The 20,390-nt window shown below is 60.4% G+C and carries 20 protein-coding genes and 2 pseudogenes; 5 read left to right on the top strand and 17 right to left on the bottom strand.

Annotation, left to right across the window (positions count from 1 at the left end):
• Positions 1 to 33: 33 nt before the first annotated feature.
• The 9 genes and pseudogenes from AC097N_RS20580 to AC097N_RS20540 all read right to left on the bottom strand — a co-directional run.
• Positions 34 to 858: an ATP-binding cassette domain-containing protein gene (locus AC097N_RS20580; RefSeq protein WP_479583940.1), complete on the bottom strand. Its 825-nt coding sequence runs from the start codon at positions 856 to 858 to the stop codon at positions 34 to 36.
• Between the two features lie 60 nt (positions 859 to 918).
• A complete protein-coding gene (gene ssuC / locus AC097N_RS20575) occupies positions 919 to 1,779 on the bottom strand; it encodes an aliphatic sulfonate ABC transporter permease SsuC (RefSeq protein WP_479583939.1) in 861 nt (286 codons plus the stop codon).
• Between the two features lie 5 nt (positions 1,780 to 1,784).
• On the bottom strand, positions 1,785 to 2,945 hold the full coding sequence (ssuD, locus tag AC097N_RS20570) for an FMNH2-dependent alkanesulfonate monooxygenase (protein WP_479583938.1): 1,161 nt from the start codon (positions 2,943 to 2,945) through the stop codon (positions 1,785 to 1,787).
• Positions 2,946 to 2,969: 24 nt separating this feature from the next.
• A complete protein-coding gene (locus AC097N_RS20565; protein ID WP_479583937.1) occupies positions 2,970 to 3,992 on the bottom strand; it encodes a sulfonate ABC transporter substrate-binding protein in 1,023 nt (340 codons plus the stop codon).
• Positions 3,993 to 4,014: 22 nt separating this feature from the next.
• A complete protein-coding gene (locus AC097N_RS20560; protein WP_479583936.1) occupies positions 4,015 to 4,977 on the bottom strand; it encodes a sulfonate ABC transporter substrate-binding protein in 963 nt (320 codons plus the stop codon).
• A gap of 26 nt (positions 4,978 to 5,003) precedes the next feature.
• Positions 5,004 to 5,153: a hypothetical protein gene (locus tag AC097N_RS20555; protein WP_479583935.1), complete on the bottom strand. Its 150-nt coding sequence runs from the start codon at positions 5,151 to 5,153 to the stop codon at positions 5,004 to 5,006.
• 106 nt (positions 5,154 to 5,259) lie between these two features.
• Entirely contained in the window at positions 5,260 to 5,850 is a 591-nt protein-coding gene (gene ssuE, locus AC097N_RS20550) for an NADPH-dependent FMN reductase (RefSeq protein WP_479583934.1), read from the bottom strand.
• 43 nt (positions 5,851 to 5,893) lie between these two features.
• Entirely contained in the window at positions 5,894 to 6,916 is a 1,023-nt protein-coding gene (locus AC097N_RS20545) for a sulfate ABC transporter substrate-binding protein (protein ID WP_479583933.1), read from the bottom strand.
• Between the two features lie 379 nt (positions 6,917 to 7,295).
• Positions 7,296 to 7,568: pseudogene (locus tag AC097N_RS20540) on the bottom strand (transposase); the annotation flags it as partial.
• Between the two features lie 60 nt (positions 7,569 to 7,628).
• Here AC097N_RS20540 and AC097N_RS20535 point away from each other — a divergent pair.
• Positions 7,629 to 7,931, top strand: coding sequence for a transposase (locus AC097N_RS20535; protein ID WP_479583932.1), 303 nt, complete (start codon positions 7,629 to 7,631; stop codon positions 7,929 to 7,931).
• Positions 7,928 to 8,155 carry a hypothetical protein gene (locus tag AC097N_RS20530; protein ID WP_479583931.1) on the top strand — a complete coding sequence of 76 codons (228 nt, stop codon included), beginning with the start codon at positions 7,928 to 7,930 and terminating at the stop codon, positions 8,153 to 8,155. Before AC097N_RS20535 ends, AC097N_RS20530 begins: the two co-directional genes overlap by 4 nt.
• A gap of 66 nt (positions 8,156 to 8,221) precedes the next feature.
• On the opposite strand, the gene AC097N_RS20525 is transcribed toward AC097N_RS20530, so the two are convergent.
• On the bottom strand, positions 8,222 to 10,324 hold the full coding sequence (locus tag AC097N_RS20525; RefSeq protein WP_479583930.1) for a molybdopterin-containing oxidoreductase family protein: 2,103 nt from the start codon (positions 10,322 to 10,324) through the stop codon (positions 8,222 to 8,224).
• 80 nt (positions 10,325 to 10,404) lie between these two features.
• Here AC097N_RS20525 and AC097N_RS20520 point away from each other — a divergent pair, with 80 nt between their 5' ends.
• Positions 10,405 to 11,598, top strand: a complete 1,194-nt coding sequence (locus tag AC097N_RS20520) for a M20 aminoacylase family protein (RefSeq protein WP_479583929.1) — start codon at positions 10,405 to 10,407, stop codon at positions 11,596 to 11,598.
• A gap of 10 nt (positions 11,599 to 11,608) precedes the next feature.
• The gene (locus AC097N_RS20515; protein ID WP_479583928.1) at positions 11,609 to 12,706 is read left to right on the top strand and encodes a M14 family metallopeptidase; all 1,098 of its coding nucleotides are present in this window, start codon (positions 11,609 to 11,611) and stop codon (positions 12,704 to 12,706) included.
• Between the two features lie 56 nt (positions 12,707 to 12,762).
• On the opposite strand, the gene AC097N_RS20510 is transcribed toward AC097N_RS20515, so the two are convergent.
• The 7 genes and pseudogenes from AC097N_RS20510 to AC097N_RS20480 all read right to left on the bottom strand — a co-directional run bounded on the left by AC097N_RS20510 (position 12,763) and on the right by AC097N_RS20480 (position 19,734).
• Complete coding sequence (locus tag AC097N_RS20510; RefSeq protein ID WP_479583927.1) at positions 12,763 to 13,551, bottom strand: type III pantothenate kinase; 789 nt, start codon at positions 13,549 to 13,551, stop codon at positions 12,763 to 12,765.
• 84 nt (positions 13,552 to 13,635) lie between these two features.
• Positions 13,636 to 14,073, bottom strand: coding sequence for a rhodanese-like domain-containing protein (locus AC097N_RS20505; protein ID WP_479583945.1), 438 nt, complete (start codon positions 14,071 to 14,073; stop codon positions 13,636 to 13,638).
• Positions 14,068 to 14,748: pseudogene (locus AC097N_RS20500) on the bottom strand (MBL fold metallo-hydrolase); the annotation flags it as partial. The gene AC097N_RS20505 and the pseudogene AC097N_RS20500, both read right to left, overlap by 6 nt.
• Before the next feature lie 92 nt (positions 14,749 to 14,840).
• Positions 14,841 to 15,563, bottom strand: coding sequence for an ABC transporter ATP-binding protein (locus AC097N_RS20495; RefSeq protein WP_479583926.1), 723 nt, complete (start codon positions 15,561 to 15,563; stop codon positions 14,841 to 14,843).
• 18 nt (positions 15,564 to 15,581) lie between these two features.
• Entirely contained in the window at positions 15,582 to 17,522 is a 1,941-nt protein-coding gene (locus AC097N_RS20490) for a branched-chain amino acid ABC transporter ATP-binding protein/permease (RefSeq protein WP_479583925.1), read from the bottom strand.
• Positions 17,523 to 17,524: 2 nt separating this feature from the next.
• A complete protein-coding gene (locus tag AC097N_RS20485; RefSeq protein ID WP_479583924.1) occupies positions 17,525 to 18,400 on the bottom strand; it encodes a branched-chain amino acid ABC transporter permease in 876 nt (291 codons plus the stop codon).
• Between the two features lie 119 nt (positions 18,401 to 18,519).
• Positions 18,520 to 19,734 (bottom strand): ABC transporter substrate-binding protein, encoded by a 1,215-nt coding sequence (locus AC097N_RS20480; protein WP_479583944.1) that lies wholly within the window; start codon positions 19,732 to 19,734, stop codon positions 18,520 to 18,522.
• Between the two features lie 443 nt (positions 19,735 to 20,177).
• Here AC097N_RS20480 and AC097N_RS20475 point away from each other — a divergent pair.
• A partial coding sequence (locus AC097N_RS20475) for a hypothetical protein (RefSeq protein ID WP_479583923.1) occupies positions 20,178 to 20,390 on the top strand: 213 nt, incomplete at its 3' end.

The following is a 20,390-nucleotide window of genomic DNA, read 5'->3' as shown; positions in this document are numbered from 1 at the left end:
CTTGAAAGGTCTGTTGAAAAAATAGAATAAAAATCAAATCGCCCAGCGCAGGCCGCTGGCCGAAACACCGGGCCAGTGACGGTCGCCCGCTTCTGGGGCGTCAGGCTGCGTCGCCGGTTTTTGCAATACCCGGTCGAGGATGCGTTTCTCCAGCGCGGCAAAACCGGCATCGCCATGTGAGCGAGGCCGCGGCAAGTCAATGCGCTCGTCCAGGGCGATGCGGCCGTCTTCAATCAGGATCACGCGGTCCGCCAGGGCCACCGCCTCCTGCACGTCGTGCGTCACCAGCAAAGCCGTGAAGCCACTGGTTTGCCACAACCCTTCAATCAACCGGTGCATCTCGATGCGGGTCAGCGCATCGAGCGCGCCCAGCGGCTCGTCCAGCAGCAGCAAACGCGGGTTGTGCACCAGCGCCCGGGCCAATGAGACACGCTGGCGCTGGCCGCCCGAGAGGAGTGCGGGCCAGTCGTTTTCCCGGTCCGAGAGACCGACGCGTTTGAGCACGCTTGAGGCGGCGGCGCGTTGCTCTTTGGGCAAGCCCAGTGCCACGTTGTCGATGACGCGTTTCCAGGGCAGCAAGCGCGCCTCCTGAAACATGATGCGGGTGTCGTCCGACAGGCCAGTGAGGGCCTTGCCGTTGACCGCGATGCTGCCGCTGGAGGCGTTCTCCAATCCGGCCACCAGCCTTAAGAGCGTGCTCTTGCCACAGCCGCTGCGCCCTACGATGGCCACAAACTGGCCGGGCTCAATGGTCAGCTCGGCCTGGCGCAGCACCTCGCGTTCACCATAACGCTTGGTCAGGCTGCGTACCGCCACAGGCACGCCCCGCGCGGAAGAATGGATAGATTTATTGGTCAAATCGGCATCCAGCCCTTGTTTGGCGTGCGCCAGCAGCTATTAATTCAGTAGCAAATGACTTCATGATGTCTGGTACCCCGGATGCCAGCGCAGCCAGTAGCGCTCCAGCGCTTTGGCAAACACATCGGCCAGCTTGCCTAGCAAGGCATAAAGCAGGATGCCCACCAGCACGATGTCGGTCTGCAAAAACTCGCGGGCGTTCATGGTCAGGTAGCCAATGCCGGCCTGCGCCGAGATGGTTTCGGCCACGATCAAAATCACCCACATCAGCCCCAGAGAAAACCGCAGGCCCACCAGAATGCTGGACACTGCGCCGGGCAGGATGATCTGCGTGTAGAGCTGCCAGCGGGTGAGCCCATAGGTGCGTCCCATCTCGATCAGGCCGGGGTCCACATTGCGAATGCCATGAAAGGTGTTGAGGTAGATCGGGAAGAAGACCGACACCGAGATCAAAAACAGCTTGGCCGCTTCGTCAATGCCAAACCACAGAATGACCAGTGGAATCAGCGCCAGCGCGGGGATGTTGCGCACCATCTGCAGGGTGGAGTCCAGCAGCGTCTCGAAGAACTTCACCGAGCCTGTCAGCAAGCCCAGCAGCAGCCCCAGGCCCCCGCCCACAGCCAGGCCCGAGAGGGCTCGCCCGGCGCTGACCTTGACGTGGGTCCACAACTCCCCCGAGGCCGCCAGCGTCCAGGCCGCGGCGACGACATCCAGCGGTGCGGGCAACACCCGGGTGGACATCCACCCCAGGCTGGAGGCAATGTGCCAGACCACGATGAGGGTGAGTGGCACCAGCCAGGGCAGCAGGCGCTGACCCACGTTGCGGGCAAAACCGAGGAGGGACGTGGCGCCCGGAAAACCCGGCGCCTCCAGCGTGACAGGGACCGGCGTGACCGGCAACTCTTGTGACAGTTGGTTCATGGCGTTCAACTTTGTGACACACGCGGCAAGTAGTTGTTGCCCACCACTTCACCAAACGGCCCGGTGAGCTGGCCTTTGAGTTGCTCGCGCAGTTGCACCGGCAAGAGCGGGAACACCAGTTCGGCAAAACGGTAAGCCTCTTCCAGGTGCGGGTAGCCCGAGAGCACAAAGGTGTCCAGCCCGAGGGCGGCGTACTCCTGAATGCGCGCGGCCACCGTTTGCGGGTCGCCCACCAGCGCCGTGCCCGCGCCGCCGCGCACCAGACCGACACCGGCCCACAGGTTGGGGCTGATCTCCAGGTCCGCGCGGCTGCGCTTTTTGCCACCGGCATGCAGGGCGGCCATGCGCCGCTGGCCTTCGGAGTCCATGCGCGAGAACGCAGCCTGGGCTCGGATCACGGTGTCGTCGTCCAGACGGCTGATGAGGTCTTCAGCGGCTTGCCAGGCTTGGGTCTCGGTCTCGCGCACGATCATATGCAGTCGGATGCCGAACTTGACGGTGCGCCCCAGTTTGGCAGCACGCTCGCGCACATCGGCCACTTTTTTGGCGACTTCTGCGGGCGGTTCGCCCCAGGTGAGGTAACTCTCCACCTGCTCGGCGGCCAGCTCATGCGCGGCCGCCGAGGAGCCCCCAAAGTACACCGGCGGGTGCGGATGCTGCACGGGCGGGTACAGCAGCTTGGCGCCTTTGACGCTCAGGTGCTTGCCCTCAAAGTCGTAACTCTCGCCCGTGTGGCTGCGCGCCAGAATTTCACGCCAGATGCGGATGAACTCGGCCGACTGTTCGTAGCGCTGCGCGTGATCGAGAAAGACGCCATCGCCTTCCAGCTCCACCTGGTCGCCGCCAGTGACCAGGTTGATCAGCAGGCGCCCGCCCGAGAGGCGGTCAAAGGTGGCGGCCATGCGCGCCGCCAGCGCTGGCTGGTGCAGGCCGGGGCGCACCGCCACCAGAAACTTCAGGCGCGTGGTGACGGACAGGAGGCTGGAGGCCACCACCCACGGGTCTTCGCAGGAGCGGCCGGTGGGGATGAGCACCCCTTCATAGCCCAGGTGGTCGGCCGCTTGCGCGACTTGTTTGAGGTAATCGTGGCTCAAGGCGCGGGCGCCTTCGGCGGTGCCCAGGTAGCGGCTGTCGCCATGGGTGGGGATAAACCAGAAAATTTCCATGAGATGTCTCCTTTGTGTGGTGCGTTATGAACGGCTGGTCAAGCCCTTTGGGCGCCAGACGATGTCACTCACCTTGACGGGCTTGGGGATCAACGCCAGCCGCGCAAAGGCGTCGGCCACGCGCTGCTGGTCCGCGACCATGTCGGGCTTGAGTAAGCCCACAGGCGAGCGCGGCCGGCGTTGCAAAAACAAACTGACGACGCCAGCGTCCAGACCGCTGAAATCAGAGATCAGTTTGATGGCTTCAGGCCGACGATCCTGTGCAAACCGGTCGGCTTGGGTTAACGCCTCAAACAGGACGCCGATGACTTCGGGGTGCTGGTTGGCAAAGGGCACTGAGGCCAGGTAAAACGAGTTGTTGCCCGACAGGCCAGAGCCCGTGGTCAACACGCGGGGCTGGATCGCCAGTTCTGTCGCCGCATAAAACGGGTCCCAGATCACCCAGGCGTCCACACTCTTGCGCTCGAAGGCGGCGCGTGCATCGGCCGGCGTCAGGTAAACGGGCTGAATGTCGCTCCACTGCAGGCCGGCTTTCTCCACGGCGCGCACCAGCAGGTAGTGCGCACTGGATCCTTTTTGCAGCGCAATTTTGCGGCCCTTGAGGTCGGCCAGCGTGCGAATCGTCGAGTCCCTGGGCACCAGAATGGCCGAGTTTTCCGGCTTGGACGGCTCGGCGCCCGCGTACACCAAGTCTTTGCCCGCCGCCTGGGCGAACACGGGCGGGGAATCGCCCGTCAGCCCAAACTCCAGGCTGCCCACGGCAAGGGCTTCGAGCAACTGCGGCCCGGCGGGGAACTCAATCCACTGCACTTTGGTGTTGGGGTAACGCTTTTCCAGCACGCCTTGCTGCTTGACGATGACCAGATTGACGGCCGACTTTTGGTAGCCAATGCGCAAGAGCGTGGGCGCCTTGGCTGGTGTGCCACTTTGTGCCCAGGCGTTACGTGAGGTGATGGGCCCCGACAGACCCCAGACACCCGCAGTGACGGCCAGCAAACGTATCAGCTCGCGCCTTGACTTGGGCGCTGGGGAGGGTAGGTGAGCCATCTTCATTCTCCTGTTCAGACTCTTAACTCAGATCCACGGGGGCAGCGTGCAACAGGTTGAGCTTTTTGGGGATGAGCTTGAGCTCAAAGAAGGTGTCGGCAATGACTTGCTGCTCCCCCAGAATCTCGCGCGTGACGGCTTTCGTGCCGTACCCTGCCCGGCTCACAAACAGTTCGGTGATGCTCTTGTCCAGCCCCAGCACGCTTGACAACTCGGTGGCGGCAGCGGCCTTGTTCTTGGAAATCCAGGTGTCAATCGCGTTGATCTCCTCGATGGCGATCTTCAGCACGTCAGTGTTTTTAGTGGCGAAGTCGCGTGAGGTGAAGTAGTAGTTGCGGTTGTTGGCGACCCCGGTGGCATCGGCCAGCAGGCGCGCATTCAGTGTTTTCTGGGCGGACGCCAGGAAGGGGTCCCAGATGACCCAGGCGTCCACGGCACCTTTCTCGAACGCGGCGCGGGCGTCGGCCGGTGGCAGGAAGATGGGCTGCACATCGGCGTATTTCAGGCCATTTTTCTCCAGCAGCTTGACCAGCAAATAGTGAACGTTGGAGCCCTTGTTCAAGGCAATCTTCTTGCCCTTGAGGTCCGCCACCGTTTTGATGGCCGAGGTTTTGGGCACGATGATCGCTTCAAGATTGGGACGTGGCACCGTCGCTGCCGCATACACCAGCGGTGCACCGGCGGCCTGGGCAAAGATGGGCGGGGCTTCGCCCACGTCGCCAAAATCAATCGCCCCCACATTCAGGGCTTCGAGTTGCACCGGGCCGGCATTGAATTCGGTCCAGGTGACATTCACACCCAGGGGGGCCAGGCGTTTTTCCAGCGTGCCGCGTGCTTTGAGGATGGACAGCCAGCCTTTCTGGTTACCAATCCGTAGGGTGCGTGTGGCCTTTTGGGCGAATGCCAGCGGGCTGCTTGCCAGAGCCAAGGAAGCGACACTGGCCCCGAGCACTTGGCGGCGTGAAAGAGAGAAGTTTTTCAACATGATCAGAGTTCCAAACAAAGGTGTGGTCAGACGGGGGCGACGGTGAGCAACAGCAGGTTGACGCTCAGGATGACCGTCGATACCAGAAAAACGGCAATGCCGAGCGATTGAAGAATGTCGCCCGCCGTGAATGAATCATCCGTGGTGATGGGCGCTTGTGTGATGCCAGATGACATGGCTATGACCTTTGATCAAAAATGCAGGCGACATCTGTCCACGACTGCCAGTGGCAGCCAAAAAAAGATGGGAGGGTTACCGGCAAGCCGGTATCGATGCAGGCGTTTAAACGCTACATCGCACCTGATCAAACGCCACCGGTGCAAACTGGCCCGCGGGTGTCAAGACCGGGCGTAGCGTCTCGGTGATCAAGGTGTGCACGGCATCGTCCAGTCGGGCGCCAATGCCGGGGGCAATCTGGTAGACCCCGTTTTCATTGAGCGTGACTTGCGCGTCGGTGGCGTAGATGCCAGGCAGGATGTGCTTGGCACCCAAAGACTGCAGCACCGGGCGCAAGGCATAGTCCAGCGCCAGCATGTGGTGCGGGCTGCCGCCGGTGGCCAGTGGCAGCACGGTCTTGCCCTGCAAGGCGGTTTGTGGCAGCAGGTCCAGAAACACCTTGAGCACGCCGCTGTAGGCCGCCTTGTAGACCGGGGTGGCGACCACGATCACGTCCGCGGCGGCCACGCGGCCCGTGGCGTGGCTGATGCTGCGATGGCCAAAATCGGCCAGGATCAGCGCTTGGGGCGACAGGTCCCGAATCTGCAGGCGCTCCACATAGGCACCCCGGGCCTGCAGCCGTTGCTGAACGCCATCGAGCAAGGCGGCCGAGCGTGATTTTTCCGAGGGGCTGCCGGCAATTAATAACACAGTCATTTTTTTCTCCCTGATCGATGCGTGATGTGTGACAGCGGCGGGCTTACTTCTTCAGGTAGATCTGATCAAAGCTGCCGCCATCGGCAAAGTGGTCTTTGTCCGCCTTGGTCCAGCCGCCAAACGCTTGTTCGATGGTGAACAGGTTGAGCTTGGGCAGTTGCTTGACGTACTTGGCCTGCGCTTTTTCAGAAATCGGGCGGTAGAAGTTTTTGCCCGCGATGTCCTGCCCTTCATCGGTGTAGAGGTATTCGAGGTAGGCCTGCGCTACAGCACGGGTGCCCTTGCGGTCCACGTTCTTGTCCACCACGGCCACCGGTGGCTCGGCCAGGATGCTCAGCGATGGATAAATGATGTCCACCTTGCTGCCGAACTCTTTCTCCAGCAGGTGGGCTTCGTTTTCCCAGGAGATGAACACATCGCCCTGGTTGCGCTGGGCAAAGGTAATGGACGAACCGCGTGCGCCGGTGTCGAGCACGGGCACGTTCTTAAACAGGGCCTGCACGAACTCTTTGGCCTTGGCCTCGCTGCCCAGTTTGCGTTTGGCAAACTCCCACGCCGCCAGGTAGTTCCAGCGGGCGCCACCCGAGGTCTTGGGGTTGGGCGTGATGACGCTGATGCCGGGCTTGATCAAATCATCCCAATCCTTGATGCCTTTGGGGTTGCCCTGGCGCACGACCAGCACGATGGTGGAGGTGTAGGGGGCCGAGTTGTGGGGCAGGCGTTTTTGCCAGTCCGCCGGAATCCAGCCTCCGTTCTTGTACAACGCGTCCACGTCACCGGCGAGCGCCAGCGTGACCACGTCGGCCTCCAGTCCGTCAATCACCGAGCGGGCTTGTTTGCCGGAGCCGCCATGGGATTGTTTGATGGTCACGTCCTGGCCGGTCTTGGCCTTCCAGTGTTTGGCAAACGCCGCGTTGAACTCTGAGTACAGCTCCCGTGTGGGGTCGTAAGAGACGTTGAGCAGGCTCACGACCTGTTGAGCGGCTACGCCCAGGCTGGCGCCGATCAGCGTGGCGGCCAATGTGGCCTTCAGAATTTGGGAAGAGAAACGGCGGCGGGTGGACATGAAAGACTCCTTGAATTCACTGCAAAGTTGCGATGGAGTGAATTTTGGAAGAAAATCATAAGAACTGAAACTACCGTATTTTCAGTTCTTAATTACTTATTTATCTGTGGATTGATGTGTTGTGTTGATGTCGGATTTGCAGGATGTGGTGATGCCGGAGTCTTTGCTGTTGTCGCCGACGCATATTTGACCAATGCGGCCAATTTTGATTGCCCAGGGACGACTGCTCTACAGCCCGCGTGGACATTGGACATTCTCTACTCAGCGGTTGGTCACCGGCTATAAAAAGCAGCAATGAACAGCAATGGTTCGTTCTCAAGGGTGCGGATACGACCCTGAATCAAGGAATAGAGAATTATTGCTCCGGCCCGATGAAGTCTCAAGCCGCACAACGCACCCGACGATCCTGGAAGTAACTAATCACTCGTTCTGGGGTTTTTTCCAACATGGCCATATGCTCATTGGCCGCCTCGTGTAGCTTGGCCTTGGTGCGCACCGGAACTTTTCTGCCCATCTCCTGCTTCAAGTCTGCATTGAGCCGCTCCTCAGGGTTGAGTTGGGGGCTGTAGCTTGGCAGATAGAACAGCTCAATTTGCTCGATTCTCTCAGCTACCCAGGCCTTGACTACTTTGCTGTGATGCACCCGAAGATGTGGTGGTCTAATTTAAAAAGACACAACGATAGGTTTATTCAAACCTGAATGGCGACAGAAGTGAACAACCAAAAATCCCGAAGAACCTTTGACACCAGCTTCAAGCTCCAGGTCGCGCAAATGGTCAAAGTCCAAGGCTTGAGCATCAGTCAAGTCTGTAAAGACATGAAACTTGGCGAAAGTGCCGCCAGGCGCTGGGTCAGTCAATTTGATGCGGAACAGCAAGGCCAAAGCGGTGTCGGCAAGCCGTTGACCGCGGAGCATCAACGCATCAGGCAGCTGGAGTTAGAGAACCGGCAACTGCGAGGCGACGTGGAGATATTAAAAAAAGCATCAACCTTCTTTGCCCGAGAACTCAGATGAGTTACCAGCTCATTGAAGACTTGCAAGAGAAGGCCATCACCGCCAGCCAGGCATGCCGCCTCCTTCAAGTCAGCCGCTCTGGCTTTTACGCAGCAGCCAAGCGGCGGCGCCAAGCGCCGGTGCTGTGTGCCGACAGCGTTCATTTGAGGGCCGCTTTCGCAGCCAGTGGTCGCACCTACGGCAGTCGCAGGTTGTGCACTGCGCTGCACATGAGCGGCGTGTGATGGGGCGCCCCAGCCACCAAACATTTAAAGCCGACCTCCAAAGGGTTGGATTTTTTTTTCTGGCTCTCAGCGGGGTGCTTTTGTGGAATCGGAGGCGACTTCCACCAGGCAGTCGTAAAACGTGGGTGCCCGTCCCAGGTCGGTCAATTTCTGACTTGTTACCTGGTTCACATTGGTACCATCAAGGCCGAGCTTGCGCCACCAGACGCCCAGTCCATTGACCACGCCGGGGCGTGCCCGTTTCGAGATCGCCACTTTGCAACGGTAGACACCTCGCTGATTAAAAACACGCACCACGTCGCCCGACTGGATGCCTCGGGCGGCGGCATCGGCTGCGTGCATTTCCAGCAGCGGTTCTCCTTCAATATCGCGCAGGCTCTTCACGTTGACGAAGGTGGAGTTCAAAAAATTCCGAGCGGGTGGTGAGATCATGGCCAGCGGGTAGGCTTGGGATGAGTTGAACACCTCGTGGTTCGGCACGTGGTCGGGTAGGCCGTCCATACCGCGGGCAGCGAGGCGTTCGCTGAAGAATTCACATTTTCCGGACGGTGTGGGGAAGTTACCTTGGGCAAAGGGTGCTTGTGCCAGCTTCAATGTTGCAAAGCCCTTTTCCATCAGCTCGCCAAAGTCGACAGCGTTGCCGTAGGCTGTGCGACACAGGGCTGGATCGTCTTCTGTAAAGCAGTCGTCTGTGAAACCCATGTGGGAGGCGAGTTCCCGAAAAATCTGTGTGTTGGTTTTGGCCTCACCCAGCGGTGCGATGGCGGGACGGTTCAGCAGTGCGTCGGTGTGGCCGTAGCTGGCGTGTACATCCCAATGCTCCAGCTGCGTGGTGGCGGGCAGGATGTAATCCGCATAGTCGGCGGTGTCGGTCTGGAAATGTTCCAGCACCACGGTAAAAAGATCTTCACGGGCAAAGCCTTGCACCACTTTGCCGGACTCGGGCGCTACAGCGACCGGGTTGCTGTTGTAAACAACCAGTGCTTCAATGCTTGGCCCGAATTCATCGCTGGACGGCCGCAACAAGTCACCACCAATGGTGCTCATGTTGATGGTGCGCGGGGTTTGGGCCGACATCAGGTCGGGCCGCTGTAGCGCATGTCGGTTGACGGGAAACATGCCGGAGCTTGACAGCAGCACGCCGCCAGCGCGATGACGCCAGGCACCAATGAGTGCTGGCAGCGATGCAATCAGGCGTACGGCATTGCCACCGCCGTGCACACGCTGCAGGCCGTAGTTCATGCGGATAGCCGCTGGCTCACCGCTGGCCGCACAGGCACCGTAGTCTTTGGCCAGTGCTCGTATTTGGTCTGCGGAGATGGCACACACCTCGGCTGCGCGCTCGGGCGTCCATTGCAGAGCCCGTGCACGCAGTTGTTCCCACCCCAGGGTGTAGTGCGCCAGGTAGTCGTGGTCCAGCCAGTGGTTCACGATCAGTTCATGCATTACGGCCAGGGCCAGGGCACCGTCGGTGCCGGGCAACAGGGCCAGGTGCTCGTGGCATTTGTCAGCGGTCTCGCTGCGCCGCGGATCGATGCAGATCAGCTTGGCGCCATTGCGTTTGGCGACCTGGGCGTAACGCCAGAAGTGCAGGTTGCTGGCAATGGAGTTACTGCCCCAGATCAAGATAAGTTTTGACTCGGCAAAAAACTCGACTTGCATGCCGACCTTGCCGCCCAGCGTGTGCGTCAAGCCTTCGCCGCCGGCCGAGGCACAAATGGTGCGATCCAGCAACGAGGCGCCCAATTTGTGAAAGAACCTGGCAGACATGCTCTCGCCCTGCACCAGCCCCATGGTGCCGGCGTAGCTGTAAGGCAGGATGGCCTGGGCTGCATGGCCGCCCCGGCTGGCAATGGCGGTGAGCTTTGAGGCAATGTCTTGCAGGGCGGCATCCCATGTCACGCGCTCGAAGGTGCCGGCGCCCTTGGGACCCATGCGTTTCAGCGGATGAAGAATGCGCTCCGGGTGGTAGGTGCGCTCGGTGTAGCGCGAAACCTTGGTGCACAAGGCGCCATCGGTGTGGGGATGGGCTGGATTACCTTGTACCTTGATGGCGATGCCGCCGGACACCGTGGTGAGCATGGAGCAGGTGTCAGGGCAGTCATGCGGACAGGCGCCCAGCACCTGGGTGGGCTCTGCGGCGGACGGTTCAGTGGATGTATCAATCATGGATGGGCGGGCCAAAGAGGTGTAACCTCATTTTCGCGCAGTCTATTGCCTGGTTATAGACTAAGGTTAAAGGAGTCGTCATGAAAGTCATTGATTCAATCGTCACGCAGGCTGCGGGTGTGGCCGCCATCCGGCGGGACATCCACGCCCACCCCGAGTTATGTTTCCAGGAGGTCAGAACGGCCGATGTGGTGGCCCAAAAATTGACAGAGTGGGGTATTGCGGTTCATCGGGGCATGGGCACTACGGGCGTGGTGGGTATCGTCAAAAATGGCGCGTCAGACCGCGCCATTGGCCTGCGCGCCGACATGGATGCCCTGCCCATGCAGGAGTTCAACACCTTCAGCCACGCCAGTGTTCACCCCGGCAAGATGCACGCCTGTGGCCATGACGGTCACACCGCCATGCTGCTGGCTGCCGCGCAGCACCTGGCAACGCAGCGCAACTTTGATGGCACGGTGTACCTGATTTTTCAACCGGCGGAAGAGGGCGGTGGCGGCGCGCGCGAGATGATCAAGGACGGCCTGTTTGAAAAGTTTCCGGTCGAGGCGGTGTTCGGCATGCACAATTGGCCGGGTTCCGAGGTCGGCAAGTTTGCGGCCAGTGCAGGCCCTGTGATGGCGTCCAGCAACGAGTTCAAGATCACGATTCATGGCAAGGGCGGGCACGCGGCCATGCCGCACAACGCGCTGGACCCGGTGCCGGTGGCCTGCCAGATGGTGCAGGCCTTCCAGACCATCATCAGCCGCAACAAAAAACCGATCGATGCCGGCGTGATTTCAGTCACCATGATCCACACAGGGGAGGCTACCAACGTCATCCCCGACAGCTGCGAGTTGCGCGGCACGGTGCGTACCTTCACGCTGGAGGTGCTCGACATGATCGAGCAGCGCATGAAGCAGATTGCCGAGCACACTTGTGCCGCGTTTGACATGCGCTGTGAGTTCGAGTTTTCCCGCAACTACCCGCCCACCATCAACAGTGCCAAAGAGGCCGAGTTTGCGCGGCGGGTCATGGCGAGCATCGTGGGCGAGGCCAACGTGCTGACGCAGGAGCCGACCATGGGGGCCGAAGATTTTTCCTTCATGCTGATGGCCAAACCGGGCTGCTACAGCTTCATCATGAACGGGGACGGTGCGCACCGCGAGATGGGGCACGGTGGCGGGCCCTGCATGCTGCACAACCCCAGCTATGACTTCAACGATGACCTGATTCCCCTGGGCGCGACCTACTGGGTGCGCTTGGCTGAAGAATGGCTCAAACCGGCTGCCTGAGGATGCCCGCATGATGCACCTTGTCGACGCCTTCTCCGCCAGCTACGCGCAGGCCCGGGTCAAATTTCTGGAGGCGGCGGCCACCGCTTCGCTGCCGATGACGTCGCACAACCATCCTCTTACTGGACGCGATGGCGAGGTGTTGGCCATGGACGTGGCGCTGGACGGACTGCCTGATGCCGACAAGCTGTTGATCGTGAGCAGCGGCTGCCACGGTGTGGAGGGTTTTGGCGGGAGTGGCGTGCAGGTGTTTGCGCTGCACGATGCCCCATGGCGTGACAAAGCCAGCGCCCATGGGGTGGCCGTTTTGTACGTGCATGCGCTCAATCCGTTTGGTTTCTCGCATGGACGCCGCGCGACCCATGAAAACGTGGACTTGAACCGGAATTTCCTGGACTTCAGCCAGCCCTTGCCGCATAACAAGGCGTACCGCGTTATTCATCCCGTGCTGCTGCCCGACTTTTGGCCGCCGGACGCTGCCAACATCGCGGCATTGGGCAAGTTTGTTGAGACGCAGGGGCGGGCTGCCATTCAGGCCGTGGTCACCCGCGGGCAGCATGAGTTTGCGGATGGGCTGTTTTTTGGTGGGATCCGACCTACTTGGAGCAACCTGACCCTTCGCCAGGTGCTGCGCCGCCAAGCCAGCCAGGCCAGGCGGGTGGCCTGGATTGACCTGCACACCGGTTTGGGCCCCAACGGCGTGGGGGAGCGCATCTTTGCCTGCCGGAACGACCCTGTTGCCCTGGCCCGGGCGCGCCAGTGGTGGGACGGACAGGGCGCCACGCCGGTGACCTCTATTTATGACGGTTCGGCGACCGCGGCTTTCCTGACGGGCGCGATGTCAGGGGCGTTGTATGAGGAGTGCCCGCAAGCCGAATACACCGGGCTGGCCCTGGAGTTTGGCACCCAGCCGCTGGCCGACGTGCTGCAGGCCTTGCGTGCCGAGCAGTGGCTGGCCAACCACCCGCAAGCACCAGTCACTTTGGCGTCCCGGATCAGGCAGCAGATGCGCGACGCGTTCTACACGGATACCGATGCCTGGAAAGGCCTCGTCATCAGCCAGGCCCGGCAGGCGATGTTTCAGGCCGTCGAGGGGTTGAGTCGCTGAGTGGCAGCAGGCGAATATGCTGAGTGCTATTGAAATAATAGCTGCTACCGCACGTCCTACGTTGGCTGCAGCTCGTTTTGATCTGAAAATCGGCGTGCTGCCAGTTCCAGAAGGCCATCAAAGATCAGGTTGTCCACCAGCTCAAATTGCACCGACATGCTGGGCGCCATCTTCCAGCCAGCGCCCCCGGTCATGATGCATTTGGGCTCGGTGCCGCAGTGGACCCGCACATGCTGCACCATGCGTTCCACGGCGCCGGCAATGGCGTAGGTGCCGCCGCTGGTGAGTGCATCACTGGTGTTGGTGGGGAATTCACAGACTTCGCCGGTCGGGACATGCAGCCCGGCGGTGCCGGACTCCAGGGCACGCAACATGATGCCGTGGCCCGGCAGAATCAGTCCGCCCAGAAACTTGCCGCTGGCGTCAATCGCTTCCACCGTCACCGCGGTGCCCACCATCACCACCACGAGGGGTTGTGCAGGGCCTTGGGAGCGCGCACGGTGCCAGGCGCCGATCATGGCCACCCATCGGTCTGCGCCCAGGCGCGCCGGAAAGTCATAGCCATTGGTCAGGCCCGCTTCGGCTGCGCTGGACACCACCCAACGGGGTTCCACGTCCCAAATCTCCATTTGCTCCTGCACCCGGCGTTTGAGGGCGTCTCCGGCCACGATGCAGCCCAGCATGTGGTCCGGCGCAGGGAGCGTGGCCCAGGTGCCTTCGGCCAGTTTGTCGATGTTCTCCAGGAACTCGGCGCCTTGCGCCAGCAGGGGAGCCTGGGGATGCGGGGTTTGGTAAAGCGCCCATTTCAGGCGGGTGTTGCCAACGTCAATTGCCAGAAAGGTCATGGGGGTGATTATCATCAAACCGCGCACCGCGGCTTGGCAGGGTTTCTACCTGACCCTGCCGCCCTGTTTGCCAAGCCCGCTCGTTCAGCCTTGTCGCCATGGCAGGCCGTGAAAGCGCCAGCCGCCTTGGCGACCGCGTTGCGCGTTCGTGTCGGGGTCGCCTTCAAAACCTTCCAGGATGTTGTAGGCCTCCAGACCCAGCTCGGTGGCGCGTTTGGCCGCGGCCACGGACCTGACGCCGCTGCGGCACAACAGGATGACCTTCTTGCCGGCAGGCACCGCCGCCCTCAAGGCGTCGTCAAATGTGGCGTTCATGGCCATGTCCGGCCATTGCTTCCAGGCCAGCGGCACGGCACCGGGGACAAAACCAACCCATTCCCGCTCCGCGTCTGTTCTCACATCAACCATCACGGCGTCGCCGTTTTGTAACCATTGCATGGCCAGCTGGGGCGATACGTCGCCTGCGTAGCCGGGGGCCGGGCGGGGTGTAAGTAGCGCCGCGCCATCGGCATCGTGCCGCAGGCCGGAGGTGAGGTTGGCGGGTACCGCCTCGTCAATGCGCCGGGGCTTGGGCAGATGCAGCGCCGCCATGATGGTGGTGAACTCGGCGAGCGTCTTGTGGGTCACGCGGGCGTTGCCGGTTTTCTCGGCGCCGATGGTGGAGTGGGTACGCCCCTTGTAGTCATGACCCGGCCACACGGTGGTGTCGTCGGGCAGCGCAAACAAAACCTGGGTTAGGCTGTGGTACATCGCCTCGGCGCTGCCGGACTGAAAGTCGGTGCGGCCACAGCCGTCAATCAGCAAGGTGTCTCCAGTGAAAACGTGATCTCGCCACAAGTAGCTCATGCTGCCCGCGGTATGGCCCGGCGTGTGCAGGGCCCGAAGCTGCTCGCCGCCGAACTGCAGCGTGTCGCCATCGTTGAGCTGTACCGCCGCGGTGCGGATGCCGCAGTCCCCCGGCACCGCGGTCTGGGCGCCCGCCAGCTCGGCCAGTTGTCCGGCGCTGGTGATGTGGTCGGCGTGTGCATGGGTCTCCACGGTCCAGCGCAGTTTCAGCCCATATTGGCGCAGGGCGGCCAGATCGCGCTCCAGCTGAACGTCCACCGGGTCAATGATGACCGCATCCCGCGTGGCCTCGTCAAACAGCACGTAGGTGTAGGTGCTGGAGTCGGGGTCAAAAAGCTGTAGAGGTTTCATGGTGCGTGTGCTGTAGGTTGGAGACCGTGTGCTCCAGACATGACCATGACTCTATCGGATTTTTCCCCGGTGGGCGAACAGGCTCCGGGTGTTTAGTGCCCGGCACCCAGGTAGGCCGCTTTCACCGCCGGGTCATCGCGCAGTTTAGACGCTTCACCGTGCACCGAGATCCGGCCGTTCTCCAGTACATAACCATAGTCTGCCACCTTGAGCGCCGCGGCAGCGAACTGCTCGACCAGCAGCATCGTCACACCCTGCGACTTGAGGTTTTCAATGATGCGGAAAACCTCTTCCACCAGAATCGGTGCCAGCCCCATGGAGGGCTCATCGAGCAGCACAATTTCAGGGTTCAGCATGACCGCGCGGGCCATGGCCAGCATTTGCTGCTCGCCGCCAGACAGCGTGCCGGCCAGCTGGTTACGCCGCTCTTTCAGGCGTGGGAACAACTCCATGGCGCGTTCCAGGTCCCCGGGCACATCGCCTTTGGGGCGGCTGCCGGTGAGGCGCGGGAATGCGCCCAGAATCAGGTTGTCCTTCACAGTCATGGTGGCAAACACCCGCCGTCCCTCAGGGGAGTGCGCCAGGCCTTGTTTGGCGATGGTGTACGACTCCAGGCCGTCCACCCGTTTGCCGTGCAGGCTGATTTCACCGGCCGTGGGTTTGATCATGCCGGAGATCGCGCGCATGGTGGTGGTTTTTCCAGCCCCGTTGGAGCCGATCAGCGTGACCACTTTACCCTTGGGTACTTCCATCGAGATGCCGTGCAACACCTGCACTTTGCCGTAACCGGCTTCGAGGTTTTTGATACTCAACATACAGAAATCCTCTTTACTTTATGCGGCGGTACCGCCGAGGTAAGCCTCGATGACTTTTTCATTGGCCTGCACTTCAGCGGGCTTGCCTTCGGCAATCTTCTGGCCAAAGTCCAGAACGGAGACCGAGTCGCAAATACTCATCACCACGTCCATGTGGTGCTCGATCAGAATCACCGTGATGCCATGGTCCCGGATCTTGCGGATGATGCTGATCAGTTCCTTGATGTCGGGCGCTGTCAGGCCCGCTGCGGGTTCGTCAAGCAGCAGCAGTTGCGGGTCCAACGCCAGGGCCCGTGCGATTTCCAGCAGGCGTTGTTTGCCGTAGGGCAGGTTGCGGGCTTCTTCCGTGGCCAGGTCGCCCAGGCCCACAAAATTCAGCAAGCCCAAGCCGCGCTCGGTGGCCGCTTTTTCTTCGCGCCGGTAGCGTGGCGTGTGCAGCGACACGTCCACAATGTTGCTGGAGAACGTGTGATGCAGTCCCACCTGCACGTTTTGCAGCGCCGTCATTTCACCAAACAGTTGCACGTTCTGGAAGGTCCGCGCAATGCCTGACAGTGCAATGTCCGATGACGTGCGGCCGACCACAGCGCGCCCGGCAAAGTCGATCGTTCCCGCGGTCGGGACGTAGATGCCGGTCAGCACGTTCATCATCGTGCTCTTGCCGGAGCCGTTGGGACCGATCAATCCGTGAATAGTGCCGCGCTTGACGCGCAAATCCACCTGGTTGATGGCCTTGAGGCCGCCAAACTGCATGAGCACGCCAGTGGCCACCAGCAGATCGGTGCCGACCTCGCTCCCGCTTGCGCGGGCTGCGACCATGACGGAGTCTTTGCCGGTGTCAAGCGCTGCACGGTTGTCCACATCGGATCGCACGACCTTGCGCAGGTGAAAAAGGCTGCGAACGAAACCCACGATGCCGTCCTGCAGGTAATACACCACGAAGAGGATCATCAGGCCAAAAATGCTCAGGCGCCAGTCCGTGATGGATTGCAACCAGAACGAAAATCCGGCCAACGCCATGGTGCCGATCACCGGAATGGCCATCGCTTTGGGGGTGGTGACCTTCTTCATGATGCCGACAGCTCCGCCCACTGCGATCAACACGGCCAGGGTTGACGCGACGATGCGAAACAGTTCCAGGTCGTCAAGCAGCTTGGGCAGGATCACGATGATCGCCGCGCCCAGCAAAGCGCCCGAGCGGGTTTTGCGTCCCCCCATGATCACGGCCAACAAAAACAACACGGTCAACTCAAAGTTGTAGGTGTTGGGCGAGATGTATTGCTCGGAGTAGGCATACAGGCAGCCTGCCAGTCCGGCAAACCCGGCACTGATCACGAACGCATACACCTTGTAGCGGTAGACCGAGACCCCCATGCAGTCCGAGGCCACGGGGCTGCCGCGCAGCGCTTCAAAAGCACGCCCCAGTTGGGAGCGGAGAATGCGGTCCACCACCACCAGTGAGAGCGCCATGAGGACCAGCACCAGCCAGTAAAAGCCGTGCTCGCTGAGTTGCACGCCACCCAGTGACGGCTTGGGCACCTTGATACCGAGTGGGCCTTCGGTGAGGAAGGTCATCTCGTTGATCAAAATCTGGATGATGGTGCCAAAGGCGAGTGTGACCATGGCCAGGTAAGGTCCGGTCACCCGCAAGGCCGGCAACGCCAGCAGTGCGCCAAACGCTGCAGTCACGCCGATGCTGGCGGGAATGATCACCCACAGCGGAGCGCCCAGCTTCATGAACAGCACGCCTGCGGTGTAGGACCCCACCCCAAAAAGACCGGCATGCCCCAGAGACACCTGACCGGTGTAGCCGACCACGATGTCCAGTCCGAACAGCAGGATGGCGTAAATCATGATCGTGCCGATCATGTGGATGTAATAAGGGTTGCTTATGTAAAGCGGTGCAGTGGCCAGCAGGCCCAAACCAACCACCGCCGCAATGAGAGACTTGCGGTTCATCTTCAGACTTTCTTGATCGCGGATTTACCGAACAGGCCCGAGGGCTTGAAGGCGAGAACGAGCAGCAGCAACACCAGTCCGGGCACATCTTTGTAACCGGTTGAGATGTAGAAGCCCGTGGTTGTTTCTGCCACACCCAAAATGATGCCGCCCACAATGATGCCCATGCCGCTGGTCAACCCGCCAATGATGGCCACGGCAAAGGCCTTGAGGCCCAACACCGCGCCCATGGTGGCGCCAGTCAGCGTCAGCGGCGCAATCAGCGCGCCGGCAAAAGCCGCAGTGGCAGAAGACAGGGCATAGGAAAACGTGATGACCAGCCCTGTGTTGATGCCCATCAGTTTGGCCGCGTCACGGTCGTTGAAGGTCGCCACAACGGCCTTGCCGTAGATGGTTTTTCGGTTGAAGAACTCCACCGCCAGCATCATGAGCAGGGCACCGCCCACCACCAGAATTTCCATGGGCAACACATTCGCGCCAAAGACCTTGAGGGGCGATTCAGGCAAAGGGGAGGGGAACTTCAGGTCGTCCCGGCCCCAGATGTTCTCGGCCACGTTCTTGAAGATGATGCCCAACGCAATCGTTGACATGATCCAGCCGAACTCGCTCTTGATCTTGATCGCCGGGCGGACGCCGATACGCTCCACGAAGCCGCCCTGGAACAGGCCAAAAATAATGACCAGTGGCAGCATGAGCCAGTAGTTGACGCCCATGTTCACGAGTGTCAGCCCGACCATGGCGCCCAGCATGAGCGCATCACCCTGGCCGAAATTGAGAGTGTCTGAAGTTTGAAAGGTCAACTGGTAGCCAAACGCAATGACCGCGTAGATCATGCCCAGCGCAACACCGCTGTAGATCAGTTGAAGCAGGATTTCCATATATTTATTTCCACTAAAAACTCTACGAAAGGAGCGAGGTGCTCAGGCCGAAAAAAACACCGCGTCAGCCGGGGCGACCAGCGCGGTGTTGTTTGTCGACCCGAAGTCAACTCGTCAAATTACTTTTTGACAGCCAGCGCGCCTTTGGCGTTCGCATCTTTCATACGTACTTCCGAGGCTTTCTTCTGGTCTTCCGGGTAGGCGTAAATAACACGCTGGCCCTTGACTTCGCCAAACACCGGGATGTTGGCCGTGATGGCCTCGTGGTCCTTTGCGGTGAACGGCTTGTTGTAGGTGGTGACCACACCGTCAACCGGCGCCTTCAAATCCTCCAGTGCCGCCTTGATCTTGGGGCCGTCGGTTGAATTGGCCTGCGTGATGGCGGCGGCCAGCAGGTAGATCGAGTCATAACCCTGGGCGGCCGACACAGGCGAGTCAATACGGGCGTTTTTCGGGCTGAAGGTTTTGAGGTAGTTGATGATGAACGACTGGCGCTTGGGCGTGGTGGGCTCCTGGATAAAGGTCTGTGGCATGCGCGCGCCTTCGCCGCCTGGGCCTGCGTTGTCAATGAAGTTGGCCATGGACAGTGTCCAACTGCCGATCATGGGCACTTTCCAGCCCAGTTTGGTCATGCCGTTGGCAATTTGAGCCAGCTCTGGTCCGATGGCGTAGGTCAGAATGGCTTCGGCACCGGCCTCCTTGGCCTTGAGCAATTGGGCCGTCATGTCCACGTCTTTGATGTTGAACTTCTCAACCGCGACCGCCTTGACCGATTTCAACGCCAGGGCTTTTTCCAGGTCATCACGGCCGAGTTGGCCGTAGTTGGTGGAGTCGGCCAGAATGGCCACCTTTTTGTAGCCGCGGCGGGTAATCGCCTCTTCCACGATCATGGGCGCCTGGATGCTGTCATGCGCGGCATTGCGGAAAATGTAGTTCTCGGGCTGATCGTCAAACTGGTGTGTGACCAACGAGCCGGTGGCCACGTTGTTCATCACCGGAATCTTTGCTTCCTGGTAAAAACGCTGCGAAGCCAATGCCACGCCCGTGTTGATGAAGCCTACGGTGGCAGTCACTTTTTCCTTATTGATCAGCTCCTGGGCAATTTGCACGCCGCGCTCGTTTTTCGCTTCGTCATCACGTTCGACGATTTGCAGCTTGCGTCCCAGCACGCCGCCCGCTTTGTTGATCTCTTCAACCGCCAGTTTGACGCCGTCGCGCATGCTCACGCCCATGGACGAGGAGCCGCCTGTGAACGGGCCAGACACACCGATCTTGATGGGGTCAGCCGCGGTGGCGATGCTGGCCATGCTCATGACAGCGGCTGCAACAGCCATTTGGGTGACAAGCTTTGTAAAGTGAATTTTCATGGGGACTCCAGTTTTGATAAATAAGTGTGCAAAAAGCTGTTTGCACAGAAAAAAGTCGATGTCTTTTTGTTCTGCCCTCAATTTATCTGCCGCGGGCCCAACGGCGGCTAGGGGTTATCCATAAGCAAGGGGTAATGTTGGGTTTTAAGCCCGTATTAATTTTCAAATGACCTGCAAAAATTTTTCAAAAGTGCATTAGTTGCCATGAAAAGCACGCAATATGCGTGTTTCTTGCAGAAAGCTGACTAATTTGGCGTGAGGTTGATTCCGCTGCAATCAGTCGTTCCAAGTCGGTTTTTGAGCAATTTCAATGTGTGGCGAATAGGTTTTGTAAGTTGACGTTTACGTAAACGTAATATCATCGCGATCAGGTACTTCATCGACGAAAGTGCCACACCCGAGGAACTCCCATGACCGACCTGTCCGCCGACTTCAAGGCCCTAGCCACTTACCGCCCGCTCAACAAAGTGCGCTTTGTGACGGCCGCCAGCCTGTTTGACGGCCACGACGCCGCCATCAACATCATGCGCCGCATCCTGCAAGGCATGGGCGCTGAAGTCATCCACCTCGGGCACAACCGCAGCGTGGACGAAGTGGTCACCGCGGCCCTGCAGGAAGACGCC

This window comes from Rhodoferax sp. LS1R11, from assembly GCF_056521395.1.
Note: the sequence above shows the minus strand (reverse complement) of the source record. Positions and strands in the feature narration are given on the sequence as shown.